Annotated in this window: 19 protein-coding genes, 1 rRNA gene and 1 other RNA gene; all 21 read right to left on the minus strand. The window is 54.0% G+C overall.

The features are described from left to right. A 16S ribosomal RNA gene (locus ACFPOF_RS06965) occupies positions 1–80 on the minus strand; the annotation flags it as partial. 344 nt (positions 81–424) lie between these two features. Next, positions 425–691 (minus strand): pro-sigmaK processing inhibitor BofA family protein, encoded by a 267-nt coding sequence (locus ACFPOF_RS06970; RefSeq protein WP_378130963.1) that lies wholly within the window; start codon positions 689–691, stop codon positions 425–427. Then, positions 688–945, minus strand: a complete 258-nt coding sequence (locus tag ACFPOF_RS06975) for a DUF2508 domain-containing protein (RefSeq protein ID WP_378130965.1) — start codon at positions 943–945, stop codon at positions 688–690. Before ACFPOF_RS06975 ends, ACFPOF_RS06970 begins: the two co-directional genes overlap by 4 nt. A gap of 258 nt (positions 946–1,203) precedes the next feature. Then, positions 1,204–1,803 (minus strand): recombination mediator RecR, encoded by a 600-nt coding sequence (recR, locus tag ACFPOF_RS06980; RefSeq protein ID WP_378130967.1) that lies wholly within the window; start codon positions 1,801–1,803, stop codon positions 1,204–1,206. A 74-nt stretch (positions 1,804–1,877) separates the two neighbouring features. Then, positions 1,878–2,189, minus strand: a complete 312-nt coding sequence (locus ACFPOF_RS06985) for a YbaB/EbfC family nucleoid-associated protein (RefSeq protein ID WP_378130969.1) — start codon at positions 2,187–2,189, stop codon at positions 1,878–1,880. 36 nt (positions 2,190–2,225) lie between these two features. Next, positions 2,226–3,986, minus strand: coding sequence for a DNA polymerase III subunit gamma/tau (gene dnaX / locus ACFPOF_RS06990; RefSeq protein WP_378130971.1), 1,761 nt, complete (start codon positions 3,984–3,986; stop codon positions 2,226–2,228). A gap of 34 nt (positions 3,987–4,020) precedes the next feature. Next, the gene (locus ACFPOF_RS06995; protein WP_378130973.1) at positions 4,021–5,160 is read right to left on the minus strand and encodes a two-component system sensor histidine kinase NtrB; all 1,140 of its coding nucleotides are present in this window, start codon (positions 5,158–5,160) and stop codon (positions 4,021–4,023) included. A gap of 174 nt (positions 5,161–5,334) precedes the next feature. Then, an RNA gene (gene ffs, locus ACFPOF_RS07000) (signal recognition particle sRNA large type) lies at positions 5,335–5,599 on the minus strand. 59 nt (positions 5,600–5,658) lie between these two features. Further along, positions 5,659–6,066, minus strand: a complete 408-nt coding sequence (locus ACFPOF_RS07005) for a hypothetical protein (protein ID WP_378130975.1) — start codon at positions 6,064–6,066, stop codon at positions 5,659–5,661. 63 nt (positions 6,067–6,129) lie between these two features. Next, positions 6,130–6,327 carry a 50S ribosomal protein L31 gene (rpmE, locus tag ACFPOF_RS07010; protein ID WP_378130977.1) on the minus strand — a complete coding sequence of 66 codons (198 nt, stop codon included), beginning with the start codon at positions 6,325–6,327 and terminating at the stop codon, positions 6,130–6,132. Between the two features lie 133 nt (positions 6,328–6,460). Next, the gene (locus ACFPOF_RS07015; protein ID WP_378130979.1) at positions 6,461–8,671 is read right to left on the minus strand and encodes a DUF4434 domain-containing protein; all 2,211 of its coding nucleotides are present in this window, start codon (positions 8,669–8,671) and stop codon (positions 6,461–6,463) included. Positions 8,672–9,110: 439 nt separating this feature from the next. Continuing rightward, the gene (locus ACFPOF_RS07020) at positions 9,111–10,097 is read right to left on the minus strand and encodes an ROK family protein (RefSeq protein WP_378130981.1); all 987 of its coding nucleotides are present in this window, start codon (positions 10,095–10,097) and stop codon (positions 9,111–9,113) included. Further along, positions 10,094–10,801, minus strand: coding sequence for an N-acetylmannosamine-6-phosphate 2-epimerase (locus ACFPOF_RS07025; protein WP_378130983.1), 708 nt, complete (start codon positions 10,799–10,801; stop codon positions 10,094–10,096). Before ACFPOF_RS07025 ends, ACFPOF_RS07020 begins: the two co-directional genes overlap by 4 nt. Before the next feature lie 43 nt (positions 10,802–10,844). Continuing rightward, positions 10,845–11,675 (minus strand): carbohydrate ABC transporter permease, encoded by an 831-nt coding sequence (locus ACFPOF_RS07030; protein WP_378130985.1) that lies wholly within the window; start codon positions 11,673–11,675, stop codon positions 10,845–10,847. 1 nt (position 11,676) lies between these two features. Further along, entirely contained in the window at positions 11,677–12,576 is a 900-nt protein-coding gene (locus ACFPOF_RS07035; protein ID WP_378130987.1) for a carbohydrate ABC transporter permease, read from the minus strand. Between the two features lie 95 nt (positions 12,577–12,671). Next, positions 12,672–14,009 carry an ABC transporter substrate-binding protein gene (locus ACFPOF_RS07040; RefSeq protein ID WP_378130989.1) on the minus strand — a complete coding sequence of 446 codons (1,338 nt, stop codon included), beginning with the start codon at positions 14,007–14,009 and terminating at the stop codon, positions 12,672–12,674. Positions 14,010–14,131: 122 nt separating this feature from the next. After that, the gene (locus tag ACFPOF_RS07045; protein WP_378130991.1) at positions 14,132–15,691 is read right to left on the minus strand and encodes a DUF4127 family protein; all 1,560 of its coding nucleotides are present in this window, start codon (positions 15,689–15,691) and stop codon (positions 14,132–14,134) included. 16 nt (positions 15,692–15,707) lie between these two features. Continuing rightward, positions 15,708–16,568 (minus strand): MurR/RpiR family transcriptional regulator, encoded by an 861-nt coding sequence (locus tag ACFPOF_RS07050; RefSeq protein ID WP_378130993.1) that lies wholly within the window; start codon positions 16,566–16,568, stop codon positions 15,708–15,710. A gap of 356 nt (positions 16,569–16,924) precedes the next feature. After that, a complete protein-coding gene (locus ACFPOF_RS07055; protein WP_378130995.1) occupies positions 16,925–18,175 on the minus strand; it encodes a radical SAM family protein in 1,251 nt (416 codons plus the stop codon). 14 nt (positions 18,176–18,189) lie between these two features. Then, positions 18,190–19,533, minus strand: a complete 1,344-nt coding sequence (gene rho, locus ACFPOF_RS07060) for a transcription termination factor Rho (protein WP_378131345.1) — start codon at positions 19,531–19,533, stop codon at positions 18,190–18,192. Between the two features lie 76 nt (positions 19,534–19,609). Then, positions 19,610–20,860: a UDP-N-acetylglucosamine 1-carboxyvinyltransferase gene (locus tag ACFPOF_RS07065; RefSeq protein ID WP_378130997.1), complete on the minus strand. Its 1,251-nt coding sequence runs from the start codon at positions 20,858–20,860 to the stop codon at positions 19,610–19,612. Between the last annotated feature and the right edge of the window lie 139 nt (positions 20,861–20,999).

The following is a 20,999-nucleotide window of genomic DNA, read 5'->3' on the forward strand; positions in this document are numbered from 1 at the left end:
ACTAACAAAGTCCGCTCGACTTGCATGTATTAGGCACGCCGCCAGCGTTCGTCCTGAGCCAGGATCAAACTCTCCATAATAGTTGAAGCCGAAGCTTCTTTATTACAGAGCCTTTTGAGGCTCATTCACTGCTGGTCTTACTTTTGTTTCTTACGCTCTATGTTCAGTTTTCAAAGTACAATTGGTTTCTTATTCTTCGTCGTCCGCGTTAACGGCGACTTGAATAATATATCACAGCGCCCACATCGATTGCAACAAGTAATTTCTTACAGTTGCTTTCGCCTTTCGTTCGGCTCGTTTATGATGCCCAACAGGCGCGAGATATAATGTATCACACCGTCCTGTCGTGCGTCAACCGTCGAATCAACATTTTTCGCGCAAAGTACGTCGAACTCGAAACGACCCGCTCCTTAAGCGGGCCGCTTCATGCGATCAATGTCCATTGCAAGCCGAGAACAAGACCGATTCCCGGCAACCCGAGCAAAGCTACCGTACCTATCGTAAATGGATTAAGCGGTACATACCAACCTGTGATCCAGCCGGAGAAGTTAAGGGCGTAAAGCGCGAAAGCCGACAACACCAAGTGAACGCCGAATCTCATTACCCAACCTTTGGGAGCACGGCGACCGATAAGGACGGCGACGAGGGAAGCAGCCGAGACAACAAGAAGAACGAGCCAAAATGTCCTCACCCGGCTCCCTCCTTCTCAGCAAGAGCGGCGTGGCGTCCCCAGTGCCATTTGGCTTGCTTCAACAGCATGTCCAGCTTCTTCTCAGCCGCTTCGAGGCAATAAACGGCGTAATCAACGTAATCTTCTCCGAGCGCATGATGGAATCTCCATTCCGCTTCGGTCAGTTCTTGTTCCGCTTTGCGAATATCTTCGACCAATCTGCGCTGTTCGGCCGAAAGCGCCGTTTGCGGTACGTTTTCTTTCACCCATTTCACGTCAATCCCCTCCCGTTGTTCACAGTGCCTGTCCCCAAGGACAACCTGATTCCATTTTTATGCAGGAAGCAGCGACATTAGAACGCAGGGTAATCGTTCATAAAATGACGAGCAAGCGGTCATGTCTTATCACTTACTCGCCACACCTAAAAAAGACGCCCGAAGGCGTCCACATCGCATACATATTCATCATTCCCTATCACAACGCCTTACGCAAAACGCCTCACGCACCGAATCTCATCGAACGGTCAACTCAAATCAACTCAACTCACGGCGTCCTTCAAGCGCTTTGGAAATGGTAACTTCGTCTGCGTACTCCAAGTCCCCCCCGACCGGAAGGCCATGCGCGATTCTCGTCACCTTGATGCCGAAAGGACGAACAAGGCGCGAAATGTACATCGCTGTCGCTTCCCCTTCGATATTCGGATTGGTCGCGAGAATAAGCTCCTGCACCGTCTCGTCCCCGAGTCGCCGAACGAGCTCCGCAATGCGAATATCGTCGGGGCCAAGACCATCGATCGGGGAGATAGCGCCGTTAAGCACGTGGTAATGTCCATTGTACTCACGGGTTCTTTCCATCGCGACGAGGTCCTTCGGCTCCTGCACCACGCAGATGACCGACATATCCCGCGCTTTGTCGGAGCATATCCGGCAAGGGTCGGTATCGGTAATGTTGCAGCAGACAGAGCAGTACGTCAAATTTCTCTTTACGCTAACAAGCGCCTTCGCGAAATCAATGACGTCCTCTTCCTTCATGCGAAGCACATAAAAGGCCAGTCTCGCGGCCGTCTTCGGCCCGATGCCCGGCAAACGGGAGAAGGAGTCGATCAGTTTGGCTATCGGTTCTGGATAAAACAAAGGCTCCCGTCTCCTCTACTTGTCATTAAACAACGGCTTCGCCCGTTTCTGGGGGAAGCCGCCGATTCGCATTTTTAGAATAGTCCCGGGATTTTCATGCCGCCGGTATATTTGCTCATGTCTTGGTTCGCCAGTTCGTCTGCTTTGGACAACGCGTCGTTAACTGCCGTCAGGACGAGGTCCTGCAGCATTTCTACATCTTCCGGGTCGACTGCTTCCGGCTTTATTTTGATATCGAGCAATTTCTTATGCCCGTTGACCATGACGGTAACGACACCGCCGCCTGCCGTGCCTTCAATCGATTTTGTTCCGAGCTCTTCTTGCGCCTTCATCATTTGCTCTTGCATTTTCTTCACTTGCTTCATCATTTGGTTCATGTTGTTCATCGTAAAAGCCTCCCTTTAATGGTTCAACCATCGTTCTTAATCGTCTTTAATCGTGACTAGTTGTTCTCCGAACAGGCGAACCGCCTCATCAACCCAAGGCTCTCCCTTGTCTCCGCCCTCATCGTCCGGCACGAGCAGCAACTCTTCGCTTTCGCGATCAGGCTTCGATTGTCCGGTCGCCCCGGCAATCGCCTCCTGCCATTCTTTCTGCATGCAGGTTACGAGTTGAGTCGGTTTGCCGAATATCGAAGTGAGAACCCCTTCAATGACGCCTTTGTTCGCCGGCCTCTCCGTCGTCTCCCGGTGAATCGTATTCTTGAACGCGACCGCGACGGAATCGTCCGCATAAGCGACCGGCTCGCCATCGACAAGCCAAGCATACACGGTGACCCGCTCTTCCTTGACTCTCTGGAGGACTTGAGGCCAGCGCCCCAATGCCTGGCTTGCCGTTTCGCGCGATTCTGCGAGAGCGTTCAACTTCGCGCGAGATACAGGCGCAGCCCTAGGCGCTGCGGAAGCACCGCCGGACACCGCCGATCTTGCTCCGCCGCCCGAGCCTGCAGAAGCGGCTGAATTAGCCAAGCCGCTCCCAGTTGACAGCGCGGATAACTTGCTCTCCAACGCTGCAACCTGCTGCTTCAATTGAACGAGCTCGCTGCGGCTGGCGCCGTCGGTTGGCGCGTTCGCAGCACCGCTCGGCGCGGAAGCTTCGCCGGAGTCCGAGCAAAGCTTCAGAAGCGCGATCTCGAACATCGTCTGCGGGTGAGCGGCATATTTCATCTCGCTTTGATAACGATTGAGCAAATCAATAATAGCAAATAACCGCTCGCGAGAAAATCCGCGAGATACTTCCTTCAGTTCCGCCGGGTTCGCGATTCTCCCGGAAGAATCCCCGGCTTCCGGCGCAAGCTGCGCGAGCAGCAAATCCCGGAAGTAATGCATAAGCTGTTCCAAACATTTGTCCGCGCTTTTCCCCGCCCGCATCATTTCGTCGATCTCCAGCAGCACTTGCGAGGCGTCGTTCTCCCGAATGGCCGCCGCGAGTCTGGAGAATTGTTCCGATGGCAATCCGCCTGTCGCCGCGACAGCCTGTTCAAGGTTGATCTGACCGCCGGTAAAAGACGAGATCTGATCTAGCAAGCTCACGGCATCACGCATACCGCCGTCCGAAAGCCGCGCAATGTAACGCAGTGCGTCATCATCCGCCTCAATGCGCTCTTCCTCGCTAATGTCGCGAAGCCGGCCGACCTGCTCTTCCAGCGACACTCTGCGGAAATCGAACCGCTGGCACCGCGAGATGATCGTCGGCGGCAGCTTATGCTGCTCCGTCGTTGCAAGCACAAACATCACATGACCAGGCGGCTCTTCCAACGTCTTGAGCAGCGCATTAAAAGCTTCCGTAGTCAGCATGTGCACTTCATCAATAATATACACTTTGCGCTTTACTTCGGTCGGCGCGTATTTGACTTTGTCGCGAATATCGCGAATTTCCTCGACACCCCGATTGGAAGCTGCATCGATCTCGACGACATCCATGACAGAACCGTTCGTTATGCGCAAACATGACGAACACTCGTTACACGGTTCCACCGCAGGGCCGCGCTCGCAATTGACTGCTTTAGCCAGCACTTTCGCAGCGGTCGTTTTCCCTGTTCCTCTCGGCCCGCTGAACAAATAGGCGTGGGAAAGTCGATCTTCGCGAATCGCGTTCTGCAAAGTTTGAACGATATGTTGTTGCCCGACCATATCCCCGAACGTCTGAGGACGCCAGGCCCGGTACAAAGCAAGATGTGCCATTGCTAGTCGCTCCCGTCAGCTTGCATTTCATTCATTATACATCATAGGGGCTTTGCGCTCCACCGTCCGGTGCGGGAAGCCAGACAGTGAACCGGGTACCCTCGGTTGACGTGGCCACTGCGATGCCGCCCCCGAGATCATCGACAATCCGCTGACAGACTGACAAACCCAGTCCCGTCCCTTGTGCTTTCGTCGTAAAAAACGGGTCAAACATTTTCTCCAGCACATCAACCGGAATGCCGGGACCTGTATCGTCGAACTCGACGCAAATTTTGCCCAGGTCATGCGGAGAGTGGCATTCCCTTATCGTCAACGTTCCCCCTTCACCCATCGCTTCGATCGCATTTTTTCCCAAGTTCAGAAATACCTGCTTCAGCAATTCTTTATCGGCCATAACCGGCGGCGCTCCGCTCTTCGCCCTGTAAACGACGGTAACGCCATGAAGGAGCGCTTCGTTGCGGATCATCGGCATAATCTCCTTCAGCACATGCTCGACTCTTAAGAGGACCAGCTTCGACTCCTTCTGTTTGCTCAGGAGCAGAAATTCGCTGACGAGGCCGTTGACCCGATCCAATTCGGCTAGTACGATGCCAACGTATCTACGTTCCTTGTCCATCTCCCGATCCGAGAGAGCTTTGTTCAGCAATTGCATGAACCCGATAATCGCCGTCAACGGATTCCGGATTTCGTGAGCCGTTCCCGCGGCAATCTGGCCGATCATCTTCAGCCTGTCCGACCGCCGTACTTGTTCTTCCAGTTCAAGCACTTGGGATACGTCGCGAAAGAGCACGAAAGCCCCGATCGGTTCGCCGTCACGAAGCAATGTTTCCCCGTCCAACATTAGCCTGCGATTTGTTTTTCCACCCGCCCAGTGCAATGCCCGATCGCGAAACGCCGCGCCGTAAAGCAGTTCCCTACCGAACGGTTCGGCTTGCATGCCGACCGACCGCATCCATTGATCGGCAGGCATACCGATGTACGACTCCCTTTTTCCGCCGAACAATTCGCAGATCATGACACTAATCTCTACGATGCAAAAATCCGCGTCGAGCAAGAGGACGCCGATATTTTCCATTTCCAGAAACCGATAGGAGAACCGTTCGACGAACGCCTCCCTGGACAGCGATTCCCTGTCGCTCCGTATACCCCCTATGATGCTTGCTCGGTCATCCATCAATCGCGCACCTCCGTTCGACAACCTAGCAATTGTAAATATTCGGGATATCGCGCGGATTTCCCTCCTTAAGACCTACTTTTGCCGACGAAATTTTTCCATAAGATACAAAAAGAAGCATCCGGCATGTTGCTGTTGCCGAGATGCTTCATTTGATGTTTGCGGATAGTAGAACCGTGCACCCGCCTTCGATAATTACGATCCAGCCGTATAAGCGCGCGACGCTCGGGCCGAGCTACCCTCCAGCACAAGAACTAAACCACTTACGGCTGCTTCCTTCCGGACCTGACCGGGTTCATGGCCGTCCCTCGCGGAGGACTCCGCCGTCAACACGGCACGTACTTACCGGAACCTGCATCGCAAAACCTAAGGCAGGAATTCAACCTCGCTAGAGCGGATTGCGAGTTACAGGGCACCGCTACCTCCCCGTCTAGCACGGCAAAGCTAAGTATACTCAATTGCGCCCGGAGATGCAACGTCCGGAAACAGTTTCCTAAACTATTTCATCGATGTCACGTGAATCGTGTAGCGCGGATAGTTAAAACGAAGCACAGTGGCCGCCTGCTGCTCAAGCGTCGGAACTCGCTGCGGCTCTAGGCCTGGGGCCAACTTGATCGTCACATAAGCATCCGCTCCATTAAACGTAATGTTAGAGTCGGCGACGCCAGGCAAATCTTGAATCGCCCGTTTCATCGATACGTTGTCCGCCGCATAATTCGTAATCGCGTGATGGCCAGGCAGCCTTGGATGAACGCTTCGGGCGCCCATATAGTCGTTGTTGGCAGCGCTTTGGGCTTTTAATTTGTTCGTCCCATCGTTGTTCGCCTTCCCGCAACCGGCGGTTAAAGACAGCGAGCCCGCGAGCAGCGCCGTCGTCATTAGAGTTGCAACCCCTCTATTGCGCATGAAAAAAACCTCCCTTGTATCCCGTAGGATGCGAAGAGAGGCTTATCTCTATACGGATTCGAATTAGATTCCGTATTTTTTCTTGAACTTGTCAACACGACCGCCTGCATCGATCAGCTTCTGTTTGCCCGTGTAGAACGGGTGGCAGTTGGAACAAATTTCGACTTTAACGGCCGATTTAATCGAACCGGTTTCGAAAGTGTTTCCACATACGCAAGTAGCCGTAACGATGTTGTATTTCGGGTGGATGGATGGCTTCAAAAGGTTCACCTTCTTTCTGCCCTGGATCAACAGTTGGACCCAGAGTAAATGGACACATGATGGGATTATAGCACGTCGGATTCTCCTTGACAACCACCAATCCACCCCACCAATCCACCCTGGCTACGGCGTATTAATTACGGACTTGAATTTCGTCTATGAACGTCCAAGCGCTGCTGGCTGGCGTGACGGTTACTCTCACGTAACGTCCCGAAACGCCTGTCAGATCGGTCAGCCGGTATTTCTTCGTTTGGTCCGAGCTGCCGACGGCCGGTTTGTTCACGTTGCCGATCGTCGTATAGCCTGAGCCGGAAGAGTTGGAGACGGCAAACGATACGTTTTGAGGCAGCAGTACGTATACGGATTTCACCTGCAAGAAGTTCGCGAATACTTCTTTGATCGATTTGTTGGAGCCGAGATCGATCGTGAAGCTATAGGCCGAGCCGGTATTGCGCCCTTGCCACGCCGCGTCCGTATACGTTGCCGTCCCGAACGTTCCGTTCGTTAATTCCGCTCCGCCGGTGTCGGGATAGGAAGCGTCGGCGGTCATGGTCGCAGTGTACGATTTGCCGGAAGACAGGTTCGTTGCATAGGTCGTGCCTGCCGTCGTCGTCACATTTACCGTGGACGAAGCGGCGGATTCGTTACCTGCGGCGTCGAAAGCGCGCACCGAATAGCTGTACGCGGTGCTCGGATTTAATTGCGTGTCCGTAAAGCTTGTCGAGGCCGTATACCCGGTGTAGACCAACTCGCTATTCCTGTAAATTTTGTAGCCGACGACTCCGATGTTGTCGGTCGAGGCCGTCCAGCCCAGTTGGACAGTCATTGAGTTTGTCACGCTGCCTGAGAGGCCAGTCGGCGTCGACGGTGCGACCGATTCCACCGTTCCATTCGCAAAATAGTCCTTATACGTCGTAAAGTAGAGCGGATTTACCTGCTGTGGACTTATATAATGGTTAAAGCTGAAACTCGTGAATTTGCTCACGTACGATTGAACCGCCGCCATGTCGTCTTTCAACAGCTTCATATCCATCGGCTTGAAATCTAGATTAAACGTTTCCGCGTCATCCCAGAGTGCCGTGGCCGGTCTGGCATTCGTTATGGCCGTTTTCGTCGCGGAGAACCAACTTGCCAGTTGAGCCGTCGTCGCATGCCCTGCGCCGATGCCGTCCTGCAAAGCGATCACATCGATGTTCGCTCTCGCCAGAATATATTCCCACATCGATTGCCAGCCGCTCGTCGTCAAGCCGCCCGCCGTATTGTAGAACGGAGAAATAATCACGGGAAGATTCGGGGTCAGCGTCTTAATGTAATTAATGACGGAGGAATAGAAAGTCGCCATCCGCCCCCACTCGGTCGATGTCGGCAAATTCCAGTTATCGACTTCAAAACTGAGATACCAGCCTTTGAACGATGCATTGGAGCCGTATTTGGTCCACAAATCCTGGGCCAGGTTTTGTGCGACCGTCGCCTCGTTATTTAACCATGTCGTATTATTCGTGTAGTTAACGAACCAATCCTCGTTTAATTGGAGACCGATATAAATGTCGGTTCCGAACTGATTGCCCATGCTGAGCGCCTTGGCGACGACATCGTTGGTCGTACTTTGGGTATAGCCGCTCAGCCCCGTCGGGTAAACCGCCGTATGCTGTTTGCTGTTCGCCGCCCATTGCAGGAACAAATGATCTATGCCCACTTCTTCCATTTTCTGAAACTCCGTCGTCCATTGGGTGTTCGTCCATTGATCCCCGAGATCCGGTTGGAGGAAGGAGCCGGACAAAATCGCCGAAGCCGTGCCCGCGGGACGAAGCACTTCCCACTCGTCGATGAACGACCACTTGCCGGCCGCACCGCTCACGACGAGCTTCACGTACCGGGCCGTTACCGGCGACGTCGAGCTACATTGATACGGGACCGCCGTTACGTCGACACCGGCTCCTTGCTGCGTCAGCGAACACGCACCCGTATACGTAATATTGTCATTGGAGGATTGAAATTCGACAAGCGTAGGCGTTTCTACCGAGGCGCCCGTATATTTGAAGAAATTCGCTTTGAACTTCTGAAAAGTGCGGGCAGAACCGAAATCTACGGTAAAAGAATAGGACGTCGCGTTAAACCGAGCCTGCCAGGCCGAGTCGGCAAGCAGGTTAGCCGCATAGACGCCGTTCGTCAGCTCGCCTCCGCTATCGGGATACGACGGGTCCGCCGCGACGGAAGACGTATACGACTTACCAAGCAATATATTCGGCGAAGCGGCGTTCGCACGGCCTGACAGCCCGACGGAATTCAGGCTTAACGCAACGACAAAAGAAAAGCAAACCACGATCGAAATCAAACGTTTCATAGTCCATGTTCCTCCTTAAAGGATAGATTGGCATGCACGATCTGAAAACGCTTTTATGATGCGCGGGTAAAGTTGCAATGTTTGAGGTTTTGGTGCCGGGGATGCCGTTCGAGCGGGAATTACTTCGTTTTTTTCGCGTAACTGCCTCCTATGAGCCACGTCCGAGCGGGAGTTGGCTCGATTTTTTCGTGTAACAGTCTCCCGTGAGCCCGTTCGAGCGTGAGTTGTTCGACTTTTTCGCGTAACTGCCTCCCGTGAGCCCTGTTCGTACATGAGTAGTTCGATTTTTTCTTGTAACTGCCTCCTATGAGCCACGTTCGAGCGGGAATTACTTCGTCCGAAGCATTAACTCTCGTTGCGATACAAACTTTCCGTTAGGCGACCGCTGTCGCCACCTTTCATTTCACCCCCTTCGTAAAATGGCTTTTTCTCCTTGCATTTATCCAATTAAGCACCGCCCCGCCGCGCCGATTACACCGGCATTGTCGCCTAGCGATGCGGGTACGATGCTAACGGGATCGGGATGGCGGAATACGCTCATCGTCCTTCTCTCGGTCAGCGCTCGAATCCGTTCGAACAAGAAATCGCCTTGTGCCGTAACTGCTCCGCCAATGACAATCGCCGGAGGATTGAAAATATGGATCAAGCCGGCCAGCCCTACGGATACATAACCAGCATACTTATCCACGATTGCCGTCGCGGACGGATTTCCCCTGCGAGCCTCGGCGAATAGCGCGACCGGATCGGCGAACGATTCGCCGTCTAAACCGCTAGCGGCCATGCGTTTCAAAGCGTTGACGGAGGCATAGGCTTCCCAACAGCCTCGATTGCCGCACGTACATAGGGCACCGCCGTCCATCTGTACGGGCATATGACCGATCTCGCCGGCAAAACCATCCCTGCCGTGGTAAACTCGCCCTCCTGTTACGATACAGCCGCCGATTCCCGTACCGAGCGCCACGCACAGAAAATCGCTCCAGGGCTTGCCCGCTCCGACCCAAGCTTCGCCCTGCGCGATTGCATTAACGTCGTTGTCGACAACGACCGGCAAGCCTGTCTTCTCCGACAACAGACGGGCAAGCGGAATACCCGCCCAGCCCGGGAGATTGCCGGTCGCGCCTGCGACGGCTCCGGACTGCGCGTTCACTTGCCCCGCAGTTCCGATTCCGACGCCCTTTAAGACGATGCCCGACTCCCGGCAGTATACCGAAGACGCTTCGACGATGCGAAGCAGCTTATCGATCAATTCTTCCGGACCTCCGCCCGCTTCCGTCGGCACGCTTCCGTGTCGAAGCAGCAGCCCCTCGCGGCTCACGATGCCTTCCTTGATGTTTGTTCCGCCGATATCGATGCCGATTGCCGCTTCCATTTGAAACGTCTCCCTTCCCATTCCAATCATTCCGATCATTCCGATCATTCCGTTCATGCCAACCCTGATACCGCCGGATTTCGAATCTCATCCACAAATCTCTTCGTAATCGTCTGCGGGCGCGTGATGGCGCTGCCGACGACAACGGAATACGCACCTAGCCCCAGACAGTGAGTCGCTTGGTCGGGCGTGTGAATCCGTCCCTCTGCGAATACCGGAACGGACAATGCGGCGGTGAGCTCCGTAATGAGCTCCAGATCAGGTCCGTCTAACTCGCGACTATACGGCGTGTATCCGGAAAGCGTCGTTGACACGATGTCGAATCCCATTTTCTCGGCTTCGATGCCTTCCTGTACGTTAGACACATCGGCCATCAGCATGACTCCGTACCGGGATCGCAGCGAGTCGACGATATCTGCCAAGCTTTCCTGCCCCGGACGCGTGCGGGAAGTGGCGTCAAGCGCAACGATGTCGGCGCCCGCGGCAGCGACAGCTTCGGCCTCCTTCAAAGTCGGCGTAATATAAATGGACGAATCGGGATATTTCGTTTTCCAAATTCCAATGACCGGCATTCCCGTCTGCGATTTTATCTCCGCGATATCTTCCGGAGAATTAGCACGGATGCCGACGGCTCCGCCGCTCTTAGCCTCCAAGGCCATCTTGGTCATAATGTCGGAACCGAACAGAATTTCGCCGGGATACGCCTGGCACGAAACGATTAGCCCTCCTTTGAGGGAAGAGAGAAGTTCAATATTAGTCATCGGTTGCCACCTCGCAATTGCTTCATCTGAATTATGCGCACGATCATCCTTTGATCCCGGTCAGGGAAATGCCTTCAATGAATTGTTTCTGCGCGAAAAAGAAAATGACGACGATCGGAATCGTGAACATCAGGGAAGCGGCCATCAGCAATCCCCATTCCGTGTAATGCTCAGCCAAGAAAGCTTGCAGGCCAAGCGTAAGCGTGTACTTCTTGGCATCGTTAATGTACAATAGCGGACCCAAAAAATCGGACCACGTATACAGGAAAGTAAAGATAGCAATCGAGGTCAAAGCAGGCTTGGACAACGGCAGCACGATATTCCAGTATGTCCGGTACTCGGACGCTCCGTCTATTTTGGCAGCTTGAATTAACGAATCGGGTATCCCCATGAAAAACTGACGAAGCAAGAAAATATAGAGCGGAGCGCCCGTAAATGTCGGCAATACGAGCGGCCAGATGCTTCCCGTAAGCCCCATTTTCTGAAAGATCAAATACACGGGAATCATCGTCACTTGGTACGGAATAAGCATCGTTGCGATCACGATCGGGAAGATCACCCTTCCGCCTGTCCACTGGATCTTCGTAATCGAATAAGCGACGAGCGGTACCGAGAACAGTTGCCCGACAACGCTAAGCAACGTAATGACGAGCGTGTTCAGAAAATACTTGCTAAACGGAATGACGCTAAACACTTCGGTGTAATTGGACCACTCGAAATTCTTGGGCCAAATCGTAACCGGTAAAGAAGAAATCTCGTCGAGAGACTTCAACGACGTCAACAGCATCCACGCGAACGGCGCCAGGAATGACAGGCCAAGCAGGAAGAGAATCAGATGCGTGCCCGATTTGCGAAGCAAAAGTTGGTTCCTCATCTTAATCGCCCCCTCCGTACGTCACCCATTTGCGCGAAGTCGCGAAGATGATCCACGTGACCACTCCAGCGATTACGAACAGAATCCAAGCCATCGCGGAGGCTTTGCCCATCTTGAAATACTGGAACGCATTATGGTACAGGTACAGCGCATAGAACAGAAGGGAATTCTCCGGACCGCCGCTCGTTCCGGCGTTCAAATTCGTGCTCGACACGACGAAATACGCCTGTGTGAAATATTGAAGGTTATTAATGATTTGCATGATTAATTGGAACAAAATAATCGGAGATATCCAGGGCAGCGTGATGCGGACGAATTTCCGGAAAGCGCCCGCGCCGTCGATGGAAGCCGATTCATACAGCGATTGAGGCACTTCCTGCAACGAAGCCAGAAAAATAATAATGATGTTGCCGACGCTCCACAGTCCCATCACAACCATAGAAATCTTCGTTAAGGCAGGGTCCGCAAGCCAGTTCGGCTGAGGCAAGCCCAGCCATCGGAGCATCGCGTTCAACAGTCCGTACTGCGCGTTCATAATCCACATCCATAGCAGCGATGTCGCCGCCAGAGGGATGATCGTCGGGATATAATAAACGGTTCTATAGATCGATAGCCCGCGAATTCTCGAATTGAGAAGCCATGCCGTGATCAAAGAAAACAAAATGTTGATTGGCGTGCTAACGGCAGTCAAATACATCGTGTTCCGCACGCTTTTCCAGAACAGATCGTCCTTCAAAAGTCCTTCGTAGTTATCCAGTCCGACGTAATGCGGCGGTTGGAAGACATTGAAATCGGTGAAGCCGTAATACAGCGAAGCGCCGATCGGGTATAGCGTGAAAAGCAAGAAGCCCACGATCCACGGACTGGCGAAAACGAATCCGGTCCAAGTGTTTTTTCTCACTGCGTTACCCCCATGCCGTTCAAAGTCGCGATACCTTCCTGTTCTCTCCCCTGCTAGCAGAGAACAGGAAGGCCGCTATCGGTCGGTCCCTACGGTTACTTCAACAAGCCGGCGGATTTCTCTTTCATGTGCTTCACCGCGTCTTCGGCAGATTGCTTGCCGTTGACCGCGAGCTCGAATTCGTCTCCGATCACTTTGTTATATTCGCTTTGTCCGTCGAATACAGGGAAAGCTTTCAAGTTCGGGCTCTTCGCGGCTTCGGCGAACTGCTTGAAGTCAGGAATGTTCGCGAACGCAGGGTCGTCATAGACGGACGTACGCGCCGGCAGATTCGAGAACATGCTGTTGAACTTGACCATATTCTCCTTGGACATGAGCCAGCTCATGAACGCCCATGCGCCGTCTTTGTTTTTCGCGTTGCTCGGAATGAAGAAAGTGGAGGAACTGACTTCGCCGCCGCCCGCGAGTTCCGGATGTCCCGCTGGTCCCGGAAGAGGAGCGATGCCGTAATCCAAATCCTTCTTCAATACGTTCTTGACCGTGTTGCCGAACCACGGGCCGTCGAGCCGGATCGCTTGCTTGCCGTTAATGAACGGATCGGTCGCATCCAAATACTTGGCCGAGGAATTGAACTTAGCGATATTGTCGACGCCGAATTGGTTCCGGTAAGACTGCATCAGCTTGAGAGCTTCCAGCGTACCCGGATTATCCGGCGTCAGCGTCTTGCCGTCATCCGAAATGAAGCTGCCGCCGAATGCCATCGACATCGAAGTCGTGTAGTAGACGAGCGGGAAATCCGGGAACCCGAGAACTTCGATCGTCTTATCGGCGTTAACCTTAGTCAGTTTGACGGCGTCCGTGAGCAGCTCGTCGGACGTTTTCGGTGGATCAACAATGCCCGCGTCCGCGAACAGCTTCTTGTTGTAAAACATAAGGCTAAAGTTGACATTGATCGGCAGCGCATATTGTTTACCTTGGAACTTGCCGCCTTCAAGCGCGGCGGGCACGAAGTCGGACATGTCGTAGTTCGATTTGCTGATATAATCGTCAAGCGGCTCAAGCATGCCTTTCTGTGCGTAAGAAGCCGTATTATTGCTGAAATTATCCGTGATATCCGGGCCATTGCCGCTGGAGATGCCGACGACGACCTTCTGGACGTCAGGCACCGACAGCCCTTTCACTTCGTACAAATCCTGGCTGGCGTTGAACTCCGAAATTAATTTCTCGACGTATCCCCCTTCGGTTCCTCCCCACAGGTACCAGAAGTTGACCGTCGTTTTCTCTTTGGCCGGCTTCGCCGATTCCGAAGCCGCGGGTTTGCTGGCGGACGGGGAAGCGGACTCACCGGCATCCTTGTTGTTGCCACCGCACGCCGTCACGCTAAGCGCGAGCAAAGCGGCTGTCGTTCCTGCCATTGCTTTCTTCATTCTCATAAAGCGCTTTCACCCCTTTATAATGATTGAATCACCCTTGCCTGAATCCATTATAGATTCGGCAGGGTGATTCTGTAAAGGAATTTTTCTTTTTTATATTAATATTAGGAGGATTACTCCACTTAGTTGATTTTCAAACGGAATCCGACCTCGAACATACGTCGCCAAGGCAGCCGGACATCGCTCACTTCAAAGTTGCCCAACCCGCTCAAGCGCATTTTGGAGAATTGCTCCAACTTATCTTGGATGACGGATTCGACCTCCTTCTGCACGTGGGCTAGATTAAAATATTCCCCGCCGAGCGCCTTTAGTTCATTGTCGCAGATGTTTTGGCGGACGACGGCTTGATAACCCCAATCCTCGAGAAGGCGATACGCGTAATATTGTCTGCTTTTCTGGCGCGCGTCGCCGACCACTTCGGTATTGGCGTGCCCGGACAAATCGCGGAGATACGCCTCGATGACGGCATGGGAAATGACGGTCCCGAGAGAATTGCCCGACGTATTCCACGCCGCGTAGCAGGAAATGTCGTTCAATAACCCCGCTTTGCCCAGCGTGCTCATCAGAGAATCGTCTCCTCCGTTGCACAGGCTGACGTCGGCGAGCGCAATCAATCGCCCATGCGAAGCATAATGCCGGATCGCTTGAACGAACTCGCGCAAGTTGATCTCCGAAAAATAGGAGCGGTGGCGGCGATCATACGGATCGGTCGTCTCCGCCATGTCTATCTGGGAGACGGCTGGCGAATGCACCATCAAGTAAATGTCCGGCGCATCCGCGCTGTCGGCGATTATACCTCCCGCCGCAGTGATGTGGGCTTTTATACTTTCGTTTAGCGTACGGTCCTCGTACTTGGGAACGCAGGACGGGCCAAGCGTCGAGGAAAACCGAACGCGAAACTGAGGGACGAAGCCCTTGATCTCGCCGAACATTCGCGCGAATAGCGTGCAGCCGATCTCGTCGGCTCCCGGGTAAATGTGAACGCGATCGTACAAACCGAGCCGCTCCACCTTGGCGGCCAGTCGGCGTTGGTCTGCCGACGTGTAGCCGTACGGGGAGTTGTCGTCCAAAGGAATGATTAAGAAATCGATAGCGCCTTCGTTCGCGAGATCGATCGCCATTTCATTGATCGACGCGTTCGTGCGGCGTCGGCCAAGGAAGTCTGCAAGCACTTCTGGCGGAATTCGATGTTGTAAGTTTTCTAGTTCCGCAGCTTCATCCCCAGCAAGAGCCCCGCGCTCCTCCTTATCCCCCAACCTGCCGTAATCGTATAGTTCCCGCCCGTATTCCGCGTAATAATCTGGCTCCTCTTCGCTGCTCGAATACGCGGGAGCCCGCATGATCAGGTTAAACGCGAAGATGCGAAGCTCGGGACGTTGCTTCTTGAGCTCGCGGAGCAGTTGCAACCGCGATGCGCATTGCTCAGGAGTCCACCCGTGCAGCCGGGAAGGTACTATTCCTCCGTAAGCCAGCATATCGATCGATGCAAGGACGTAATCCGCATCCGTTGCCGCTTCCTTCAGCCACTCCGCCAAACGACCTACGTCCGCGGCCTCCTTCTTGTCGCCGAGCATTTCAAGCCCGGGCGCAACGAGTCGAACGTCCGTCATCCCGGCCAAATCGAGCGGATACTGATAATTGCAAGGTCTCTCGTCGAGCGGTACGTATACGATTTTCTTCACACCGATCAGCCCCGATTCAGTAAATTTTATCGACGACGGCTTTGGAGGTTTGCTCTAACGCTTCGTAAGCCTTCTCCTTGTAACGAATCGCCGTAGCCGTCGTCAGAATGTCCAACACGTGTATTTGGGACAGCTTCGACGAGAACGCTCCGCCTTGCAGCGGCGTCTCCCGGGATTTCGACAGCAGGACGACGTCTGCGAATTGCGTGAGCGGGGACCTTAAGTGGCTCGTCAGGCAGATGAAAAAGATGCGTTTTTTCTTGGCCAGGCGGATAGCGTCCACGACGTCCTTCGTGCTTCCCGAAGTCGAAACGGCGAACACGACGTCGTCGTCGCTCATGAGAGCGGCCGTCATCGCCATGATATGGGGATCGTTGATCACCTCGGTGTTATAACCGAGACGCATGAACCGGTATTTGCCATCCATTGCCGTGTTTGCCGAAGAACCGACGCCGAAAAAATAGATTTTATGCGCCTTGCCGATCGCTTCGATCGCTTTTTCCATCTGACCCATGTCCAGCAGGTTTAACGTATTCTCGATCGCTTTCGTGTTCTCCGCCGTAATCTTGGCCGCGATCACCTTCAGATCGTCCGACTCTTCGATCTCGCTGTGGACGTTTCTAACGGGGACGACCAGATCCTGGGCAAGCGATAGCTTGAATTCCTGATATCCCTTGAATCCGATCTTGCGGCAGAGCCGCAGCACCGAAGTCTCGCCGGTTCCCGCCTTTTCCGCCAAGTCGGTAAGGGTGACGTAGACGACGGCTTCCGGATCCTCCTGAATGACGTCGGCGATTTTTTTCTCGGTACGGGTCAACGAATTATAAATGCTGGATAACACCAACAGCGTGTTGGCTCCTCCGGTTGGAATTTTCATTTTCGGCGCTGCCACTCCTTCGACTGCTCGGATTCACTTGTATAATTGAATAATAGTGTAAAACTCCATTTATCTCAATATATTTAGAGAATATCTCCACCACACAGCAGCTAGAGCCTGGGAAGGAAGCCAAAACACAGAAAAAAGGGATATCCACTAGTCAAAAGGAGTGACTAATGGACATCCCTGTTTGTGTTGTTAACGTTCCCTCTGATCACTATTCCGCCCGTCAGCTCGATTTTCGCCGAACTAACGTTCCAGCAGATCACTATTCCGCCAGTCAGCCCGGTTTTCGCCGAACTAACTTCCAGCAGATCACTATTCTGCTCATCGAACCAAAGTGTGTTTGAACGCAATTAGCGCGAAGCGACCGGAGGCACGTGCGTATATGAGCCAACAACGACGTCCGGCAGCTCCTGACGGAAAATTTCCAGCAGCGTCTTCATGCCGTAAATCTCGCCTTGCGCCGGAGGAATGAGCGCGAGATACGCATCCGGGTCGATGTTCAGGTTACGCATCTGAATGAGCTTCAGCCCCGTGCGCCGAGCGAATCCGATCATCGCTTCGATCTCTTCTTCGCGGTCGGTAACGCCCGGGAATACCAAATAGTTGATCGACGTATACACGCCTTTATCGGTCGCATACTTCAACGACTTCTCGACGTTCTTAAGCGTGTAGCCGCGAGGCTTATAGTACGCATTGTAATGCTCGTCGAGCGCGCTGATCGTGCTCACCCGCATCAAGTCCAGCCCCGCGTCGGTAATCGCCCGCATATGGTCGGACAAGCCGGCGTTCGTGTTGATGTTGATATAACCGAGCTGCGTCTGTTCGCGCACCCGTTTGATCGCTTCGATAATGGTCTTCGCCTGGGTCGAAGGTTCACCTTCGCAGCCTTGGCCGAAGCTGATGATCGATTGCGGCGTCTTCAAGTGCTCCAGCATAATCTGGACGACTTCTTCCACGTCCGGCTTGAACTTCAGCCGCGTCTGCGGAGCGACAAAACCGCTGTCGTCAGGCTGTTCCGAGATACAGCCATAGCAGCCTGCATTGCAGGAGAAAGATACCGGTACGGCGCCTTCCAGCCGTTGCAGGAATGTGTTGGAGGAAGTGAGGCATTCGTATTCGAGCGCGCAATGGGACAGATGCTTGTACAATCGGTTTTCCGGATATTTGTCCAAAATCCGGTCGACTTCTAGCTTTAGCACATTACGGTCGCAGTTCTCCGGATTCCACGGCTCGGGATCGTCGCTCTGTCCGGCGGCAACATAGAAGCCTCCGTCTTTCCAGACGACTGCCGTGTAGCCAAATAGCGGGAACAACTGCGTCTTATCCGTTTTCGTGTAACCCGGCACGTAAAACCGGGTGAAGCCTTGAGGCAGCAACGCCCCGACCGCCTGGTAGGCGCCGGGGAGATGCTGCATTTTTCCGGTGGACGGGTTCATGCCGACCGGACGGGTATGGGGAAGCCCGACGAGCGTCGCTCCCGCCGGCAGCGGAATCAGCTCATCGTCGAGGAGCTCGACGAAGTCATTGCCGCTGCGGGCGATGCCGTACAAGTCGGGATGATCGTAAACTTTGCCTTGCTCGTCTGCGTATACGAGATGCATGGGCGAAGCCCTCCTTACTCCTTGCTATATCCGCGAGGCGAATTCGTTCGCGGCGCCGGACGGCGCGGCGCGCTTCCGGATCCTGCCGATGACGAACTCGGCGAGCTTGGCGCGCCCGAAGCTCCGCTCATGTCCAAGGAATCCAGGAACTCCTGATTCGTCTTCGTATTGGCCAGTTTCTTCAGGAACCCTTCCACATATTCCATCGAGTCATTCATGCTCTTGCGGATTGCCCACAGCTTGTCGAGCGCTTCCTTATCGAGCAGCAATTCCTCGCGACGCGTGCCTGAACGACGAATGTCGAGCGCAGGGAAAATCCGACGTTCCGACAGTTTGCGATCGAGATGGAGTTCCATGTTGCCGGTTCCTTTGAACTCTTCGTAGATGATATCGTCCATGCGGGAACCCGTCTCCACGAGCGCTGTAGCCAGAATCGTCAAGCTGCCGCCTTCTTCGATGTTGCGCGCCGATCCGAAAAACCGCTTCGGACGATGGAACGACGCCGGGTCGATTCCTCCGGACAAAGTACGGCCGGACGGCGGAACGACGAGATTGTAGGCACGCGCAAGCCTTGTGATGCTGTCTAGCAGAATGACGACGTCGCGCTTATGCTCCACGAGCCGCAGCGCGCGTTCGAGCACGAGCTCGGCGACTTTAATGTGGTTCTCCGGCACTTCATCGAATGTAGACGCGATCACTTCGCCTTTAACCGAACGTTGCATGTCCGTCACTTCTTCCGGACGTTCATCGATTAGCAGCACGAACAAGTCGATATCCGGGTGATTGGCCGCGATGCTGTTCGCGATTTCTTTCAGCAGCAGCGTCTTGCCCGCCTTCGGCTGAGCGACGATCAGGCCGCGTTGGCCGAGCCCGACGGGGGCGACGAGATCCATAATGCGGGTGGACAACTGAGTCGGAGAGTTCTCGAGTTTAATCTTCTTCTGCGGGTACAGAGGGGTAAGCGCGGGAAAATGCAATCGTTCCGCAGCAGTTTCCGGCGTGACGCCGTTGACGGCGTTGACTTGCAACAAGCCGAAAAACCTTTCGTTCTCTTTCGGCGCCCGGCATTTGCCGGATACGAGGTCGCCCGTACGGAGATCGAACTTGCGAATCTGCGAAGCCGAAATATAAATATCTTCCGGGCTAGGCAGGTAGTTGATCGGCCGCAGAAACCCGAAACCTTCCGGCAGCACTTCCAGCACGCCTTCCATGAACATGAGCCCGCTTCGCTCCGCCTGCGCCCGCAGAATCGCAACGATCAGCTCTCTTTTCTTCATCTGGGCATAGTTTTGAATCTGATGCTGCTTCGCAAGCTTGTACAGCTCGGTCAACTTCATCCCTTCGAGATCGCCCATCATCAAATCGGTCAAAATAATCCCCACTTCTGCTCAGAAATAACAACTTGCTCTTCCAAAAACTTTACGACGATCATCGTTACCCGTTGCGCCACACTTCCGCACCAAGGTTGCTGAGCTGGGTCACGAGGCGTTCATAACCCCGGTCGATGTACTCTACGCCGCTAATCTCTGTCGTTCCCTCTTCCACCGTCAATGCAGCGACGACAAGAGAAGCTCCTGCACGCAAGTCCGCCGCACGGACTTTAGCCGCGTTAAGAGGCCCGCCTTCGATAATCGCGGAACGCCCTTCCACCCGAATCTGCGCACCCATGCGGGCAAGTTCCGGCACTTGCTTAAACCGATTGCTGTACACATAATCGGACAATACGCTAACGCCTCGCGCCTGCGTAAGCAGACTCGTCATCGGCGACTGCAAATCCGTCGCGAAGCCCGGATAGACGAGCGCCTTCACATCAACGGCTTCGTAGAGCGGCTGTCCGACGACACGGATCGCCTCGTCCATCTCATAGACGTGTACGCCCATCTCTTGAAGCTTTGCCGTCAAAGCTTCTAAATGCTTAGGAATAATATTATCGATAAGGACATCGCCGCGGGTCGCCGCAGCGGCAATCATATAGGTTCCCGCTTGGATGCGGTCGGGGATGATGGAATGTCTGCAACCGTGCATTTCCGATACGCCTTCGATCCGAATCGTCTCGGTGCCGGCGCCTTTGATCTTCGCTCCCATCGCGTTAAGCAACGTAGCGACATCGATGATCTCAGGCTCTTTCGCCGCATTTTCGATCAAAGTCAATCCTTTCGCCCTAGAAGCGGCCAACATAATGTTGATCGTCGCTCCGACGCTGACGACGTCCAAATAAATTTTGGCGCCTCTCAGTTCTTTCGCGCGAATCCGGATGGAACCGTGATCGTTGGTCACTTCCGCTCCCAACGCTTCGAAGCCTTTAATATGTTGGTCGATCGGGCGAGGCTCGAAGTTGCATCCGCCCGGCAAACCGATCGTGGCCTCTCCGAACCTGCCAAGCAACGCACCCATTAAGTAGTAAGAGGCTCTGAGCAGCTTCACTCTTCCGTTAGGCATCGGCACCGACCGCATCGCGGACGGGTCGATCATCATCGTATCGTTCTCCCAGCTTACCTTGCCGCCCAACTCTTCCAGCAACTCCGCATACACGGCCACATCGCTCAGTTGAGGCAAGTTGTCCAATCTGACTTCTGTCTCTGCCAATATCGCCGCGGGGATAAGAGCAACAGCGCTGTTCTTAGCGCCGCTGATGCCGACCGTCCCTCTGAGCGGCCGTCCACCCCGTACCATCAGTTTTTCCATGAATGCGGTCTTCCTCCTCGTGTAGTTGTCGATGAGGAATCACCGACACATGAAGGAACGGGAAAACGCCTGAACGACGTTTTCCCGCAATAATAACTTCGATCGTATAGACTGACAACGCCATGTATAACGACGAAAC

The sequence above is a fragment of the Cohnella soli genome, from assembly GCF_042655525.1.
Taxonomy (GTDB): domain Bacteria; phylum Bacillota; class Bacilli; order Paenibacillales; family Paenibacillaceae; genus Cohnella; species Cohnella soli.

Coding starts and splice junctions, on each gene's coding strand:
- ACFPOF_RS06985 (WP_378130969.1), bottom strand. CDS start 2,189: ATGAACAACATGAACCAAATGATGAAGCAAGTGAAGAAAATGCAAGAG.
- dnaX (WP_378130971.1), bottom strand. CDS start 3,986: ATGGCACATCTTGCTTTGTACCGGGCCTGGCGTCCTCAGACGTTCGGG.
- ACFPOF_RS06995 (WP_378130973.1), bottom strand. CDS start 5,160: ATGGATGACCGAGCAAGCATCATAGGGGGTATACGGAGCGACAGGGAA.
- ACFPOF_RS07005 (WP_378130975.1), bottom strand. CDS start 6,066: ATGCGCAATAGAGGGGTTGCAACTCTAATGACGACGGCGCTGCTCGCG.
- ACFPOF_RS07015 (WP_378130979.1), bottom strand. CDS start 8,671: ATGAAACGTTTGATTTCGATCGTGGTTTGCTTTTCTTTTGTCGTTGCG.
- ACFPOF_RS07020 (WP_378130981.1), bottom strand. CDS start 10,097: ATGAACGGAATGATCGGAATGATCGGAATGATTGGAATGGGAAGGGAG.
- ACFPOF_RS07025 (WP_378130983.1), bottom strand. CDS start 10,801: ATGACTAATATTGAACTTCTCTCTTCCCTCAAAGGAGGGCTAATCGTT.
- ACFPOF_RS07030 (WP_378130985.1), bottom strand. CDS start 11,675: ATGAGGAACCAACTTTTGCTTCGCAAATCGGGCACGCATCTGATTCTC.
- ACFPOF_RS07040 (WP_378130989.1), bottom strand. CDS start 14,009: ATGAGAATGAAGAAAGCAATGGCAGGAACGACAGCCGCTTTGCTCGCG.
- ACFPOF_RS07050 (WP_378130993.1), bottom strand. CDS start 16,568: ATGAAAATTCCAACCGGAGGAGCCAACACGCTGTTGGTGTTATCCAGC.
- ACFPOF_RS07055 (WP_378130995.1), bottom strand. CDS start 18,175: ATGCATCTCGTATACGCAGACGAGCAAGGCAAAGTTTACGATCATCCC.
- rho (WP_378131345.1), bottom strand. CDS start 19,533: ATGATGGGCGATCTCGAAGGGATGAAGTTGACCGAGCTGTACAAGCTT.
- ACFPOF_RS07065 (WP_378130997.1), bottom strand. CDS start 20,860: ATGGAAAAACTGATGGTACGGGGTGGACGGCCGCTCAGAGGGACGGTC.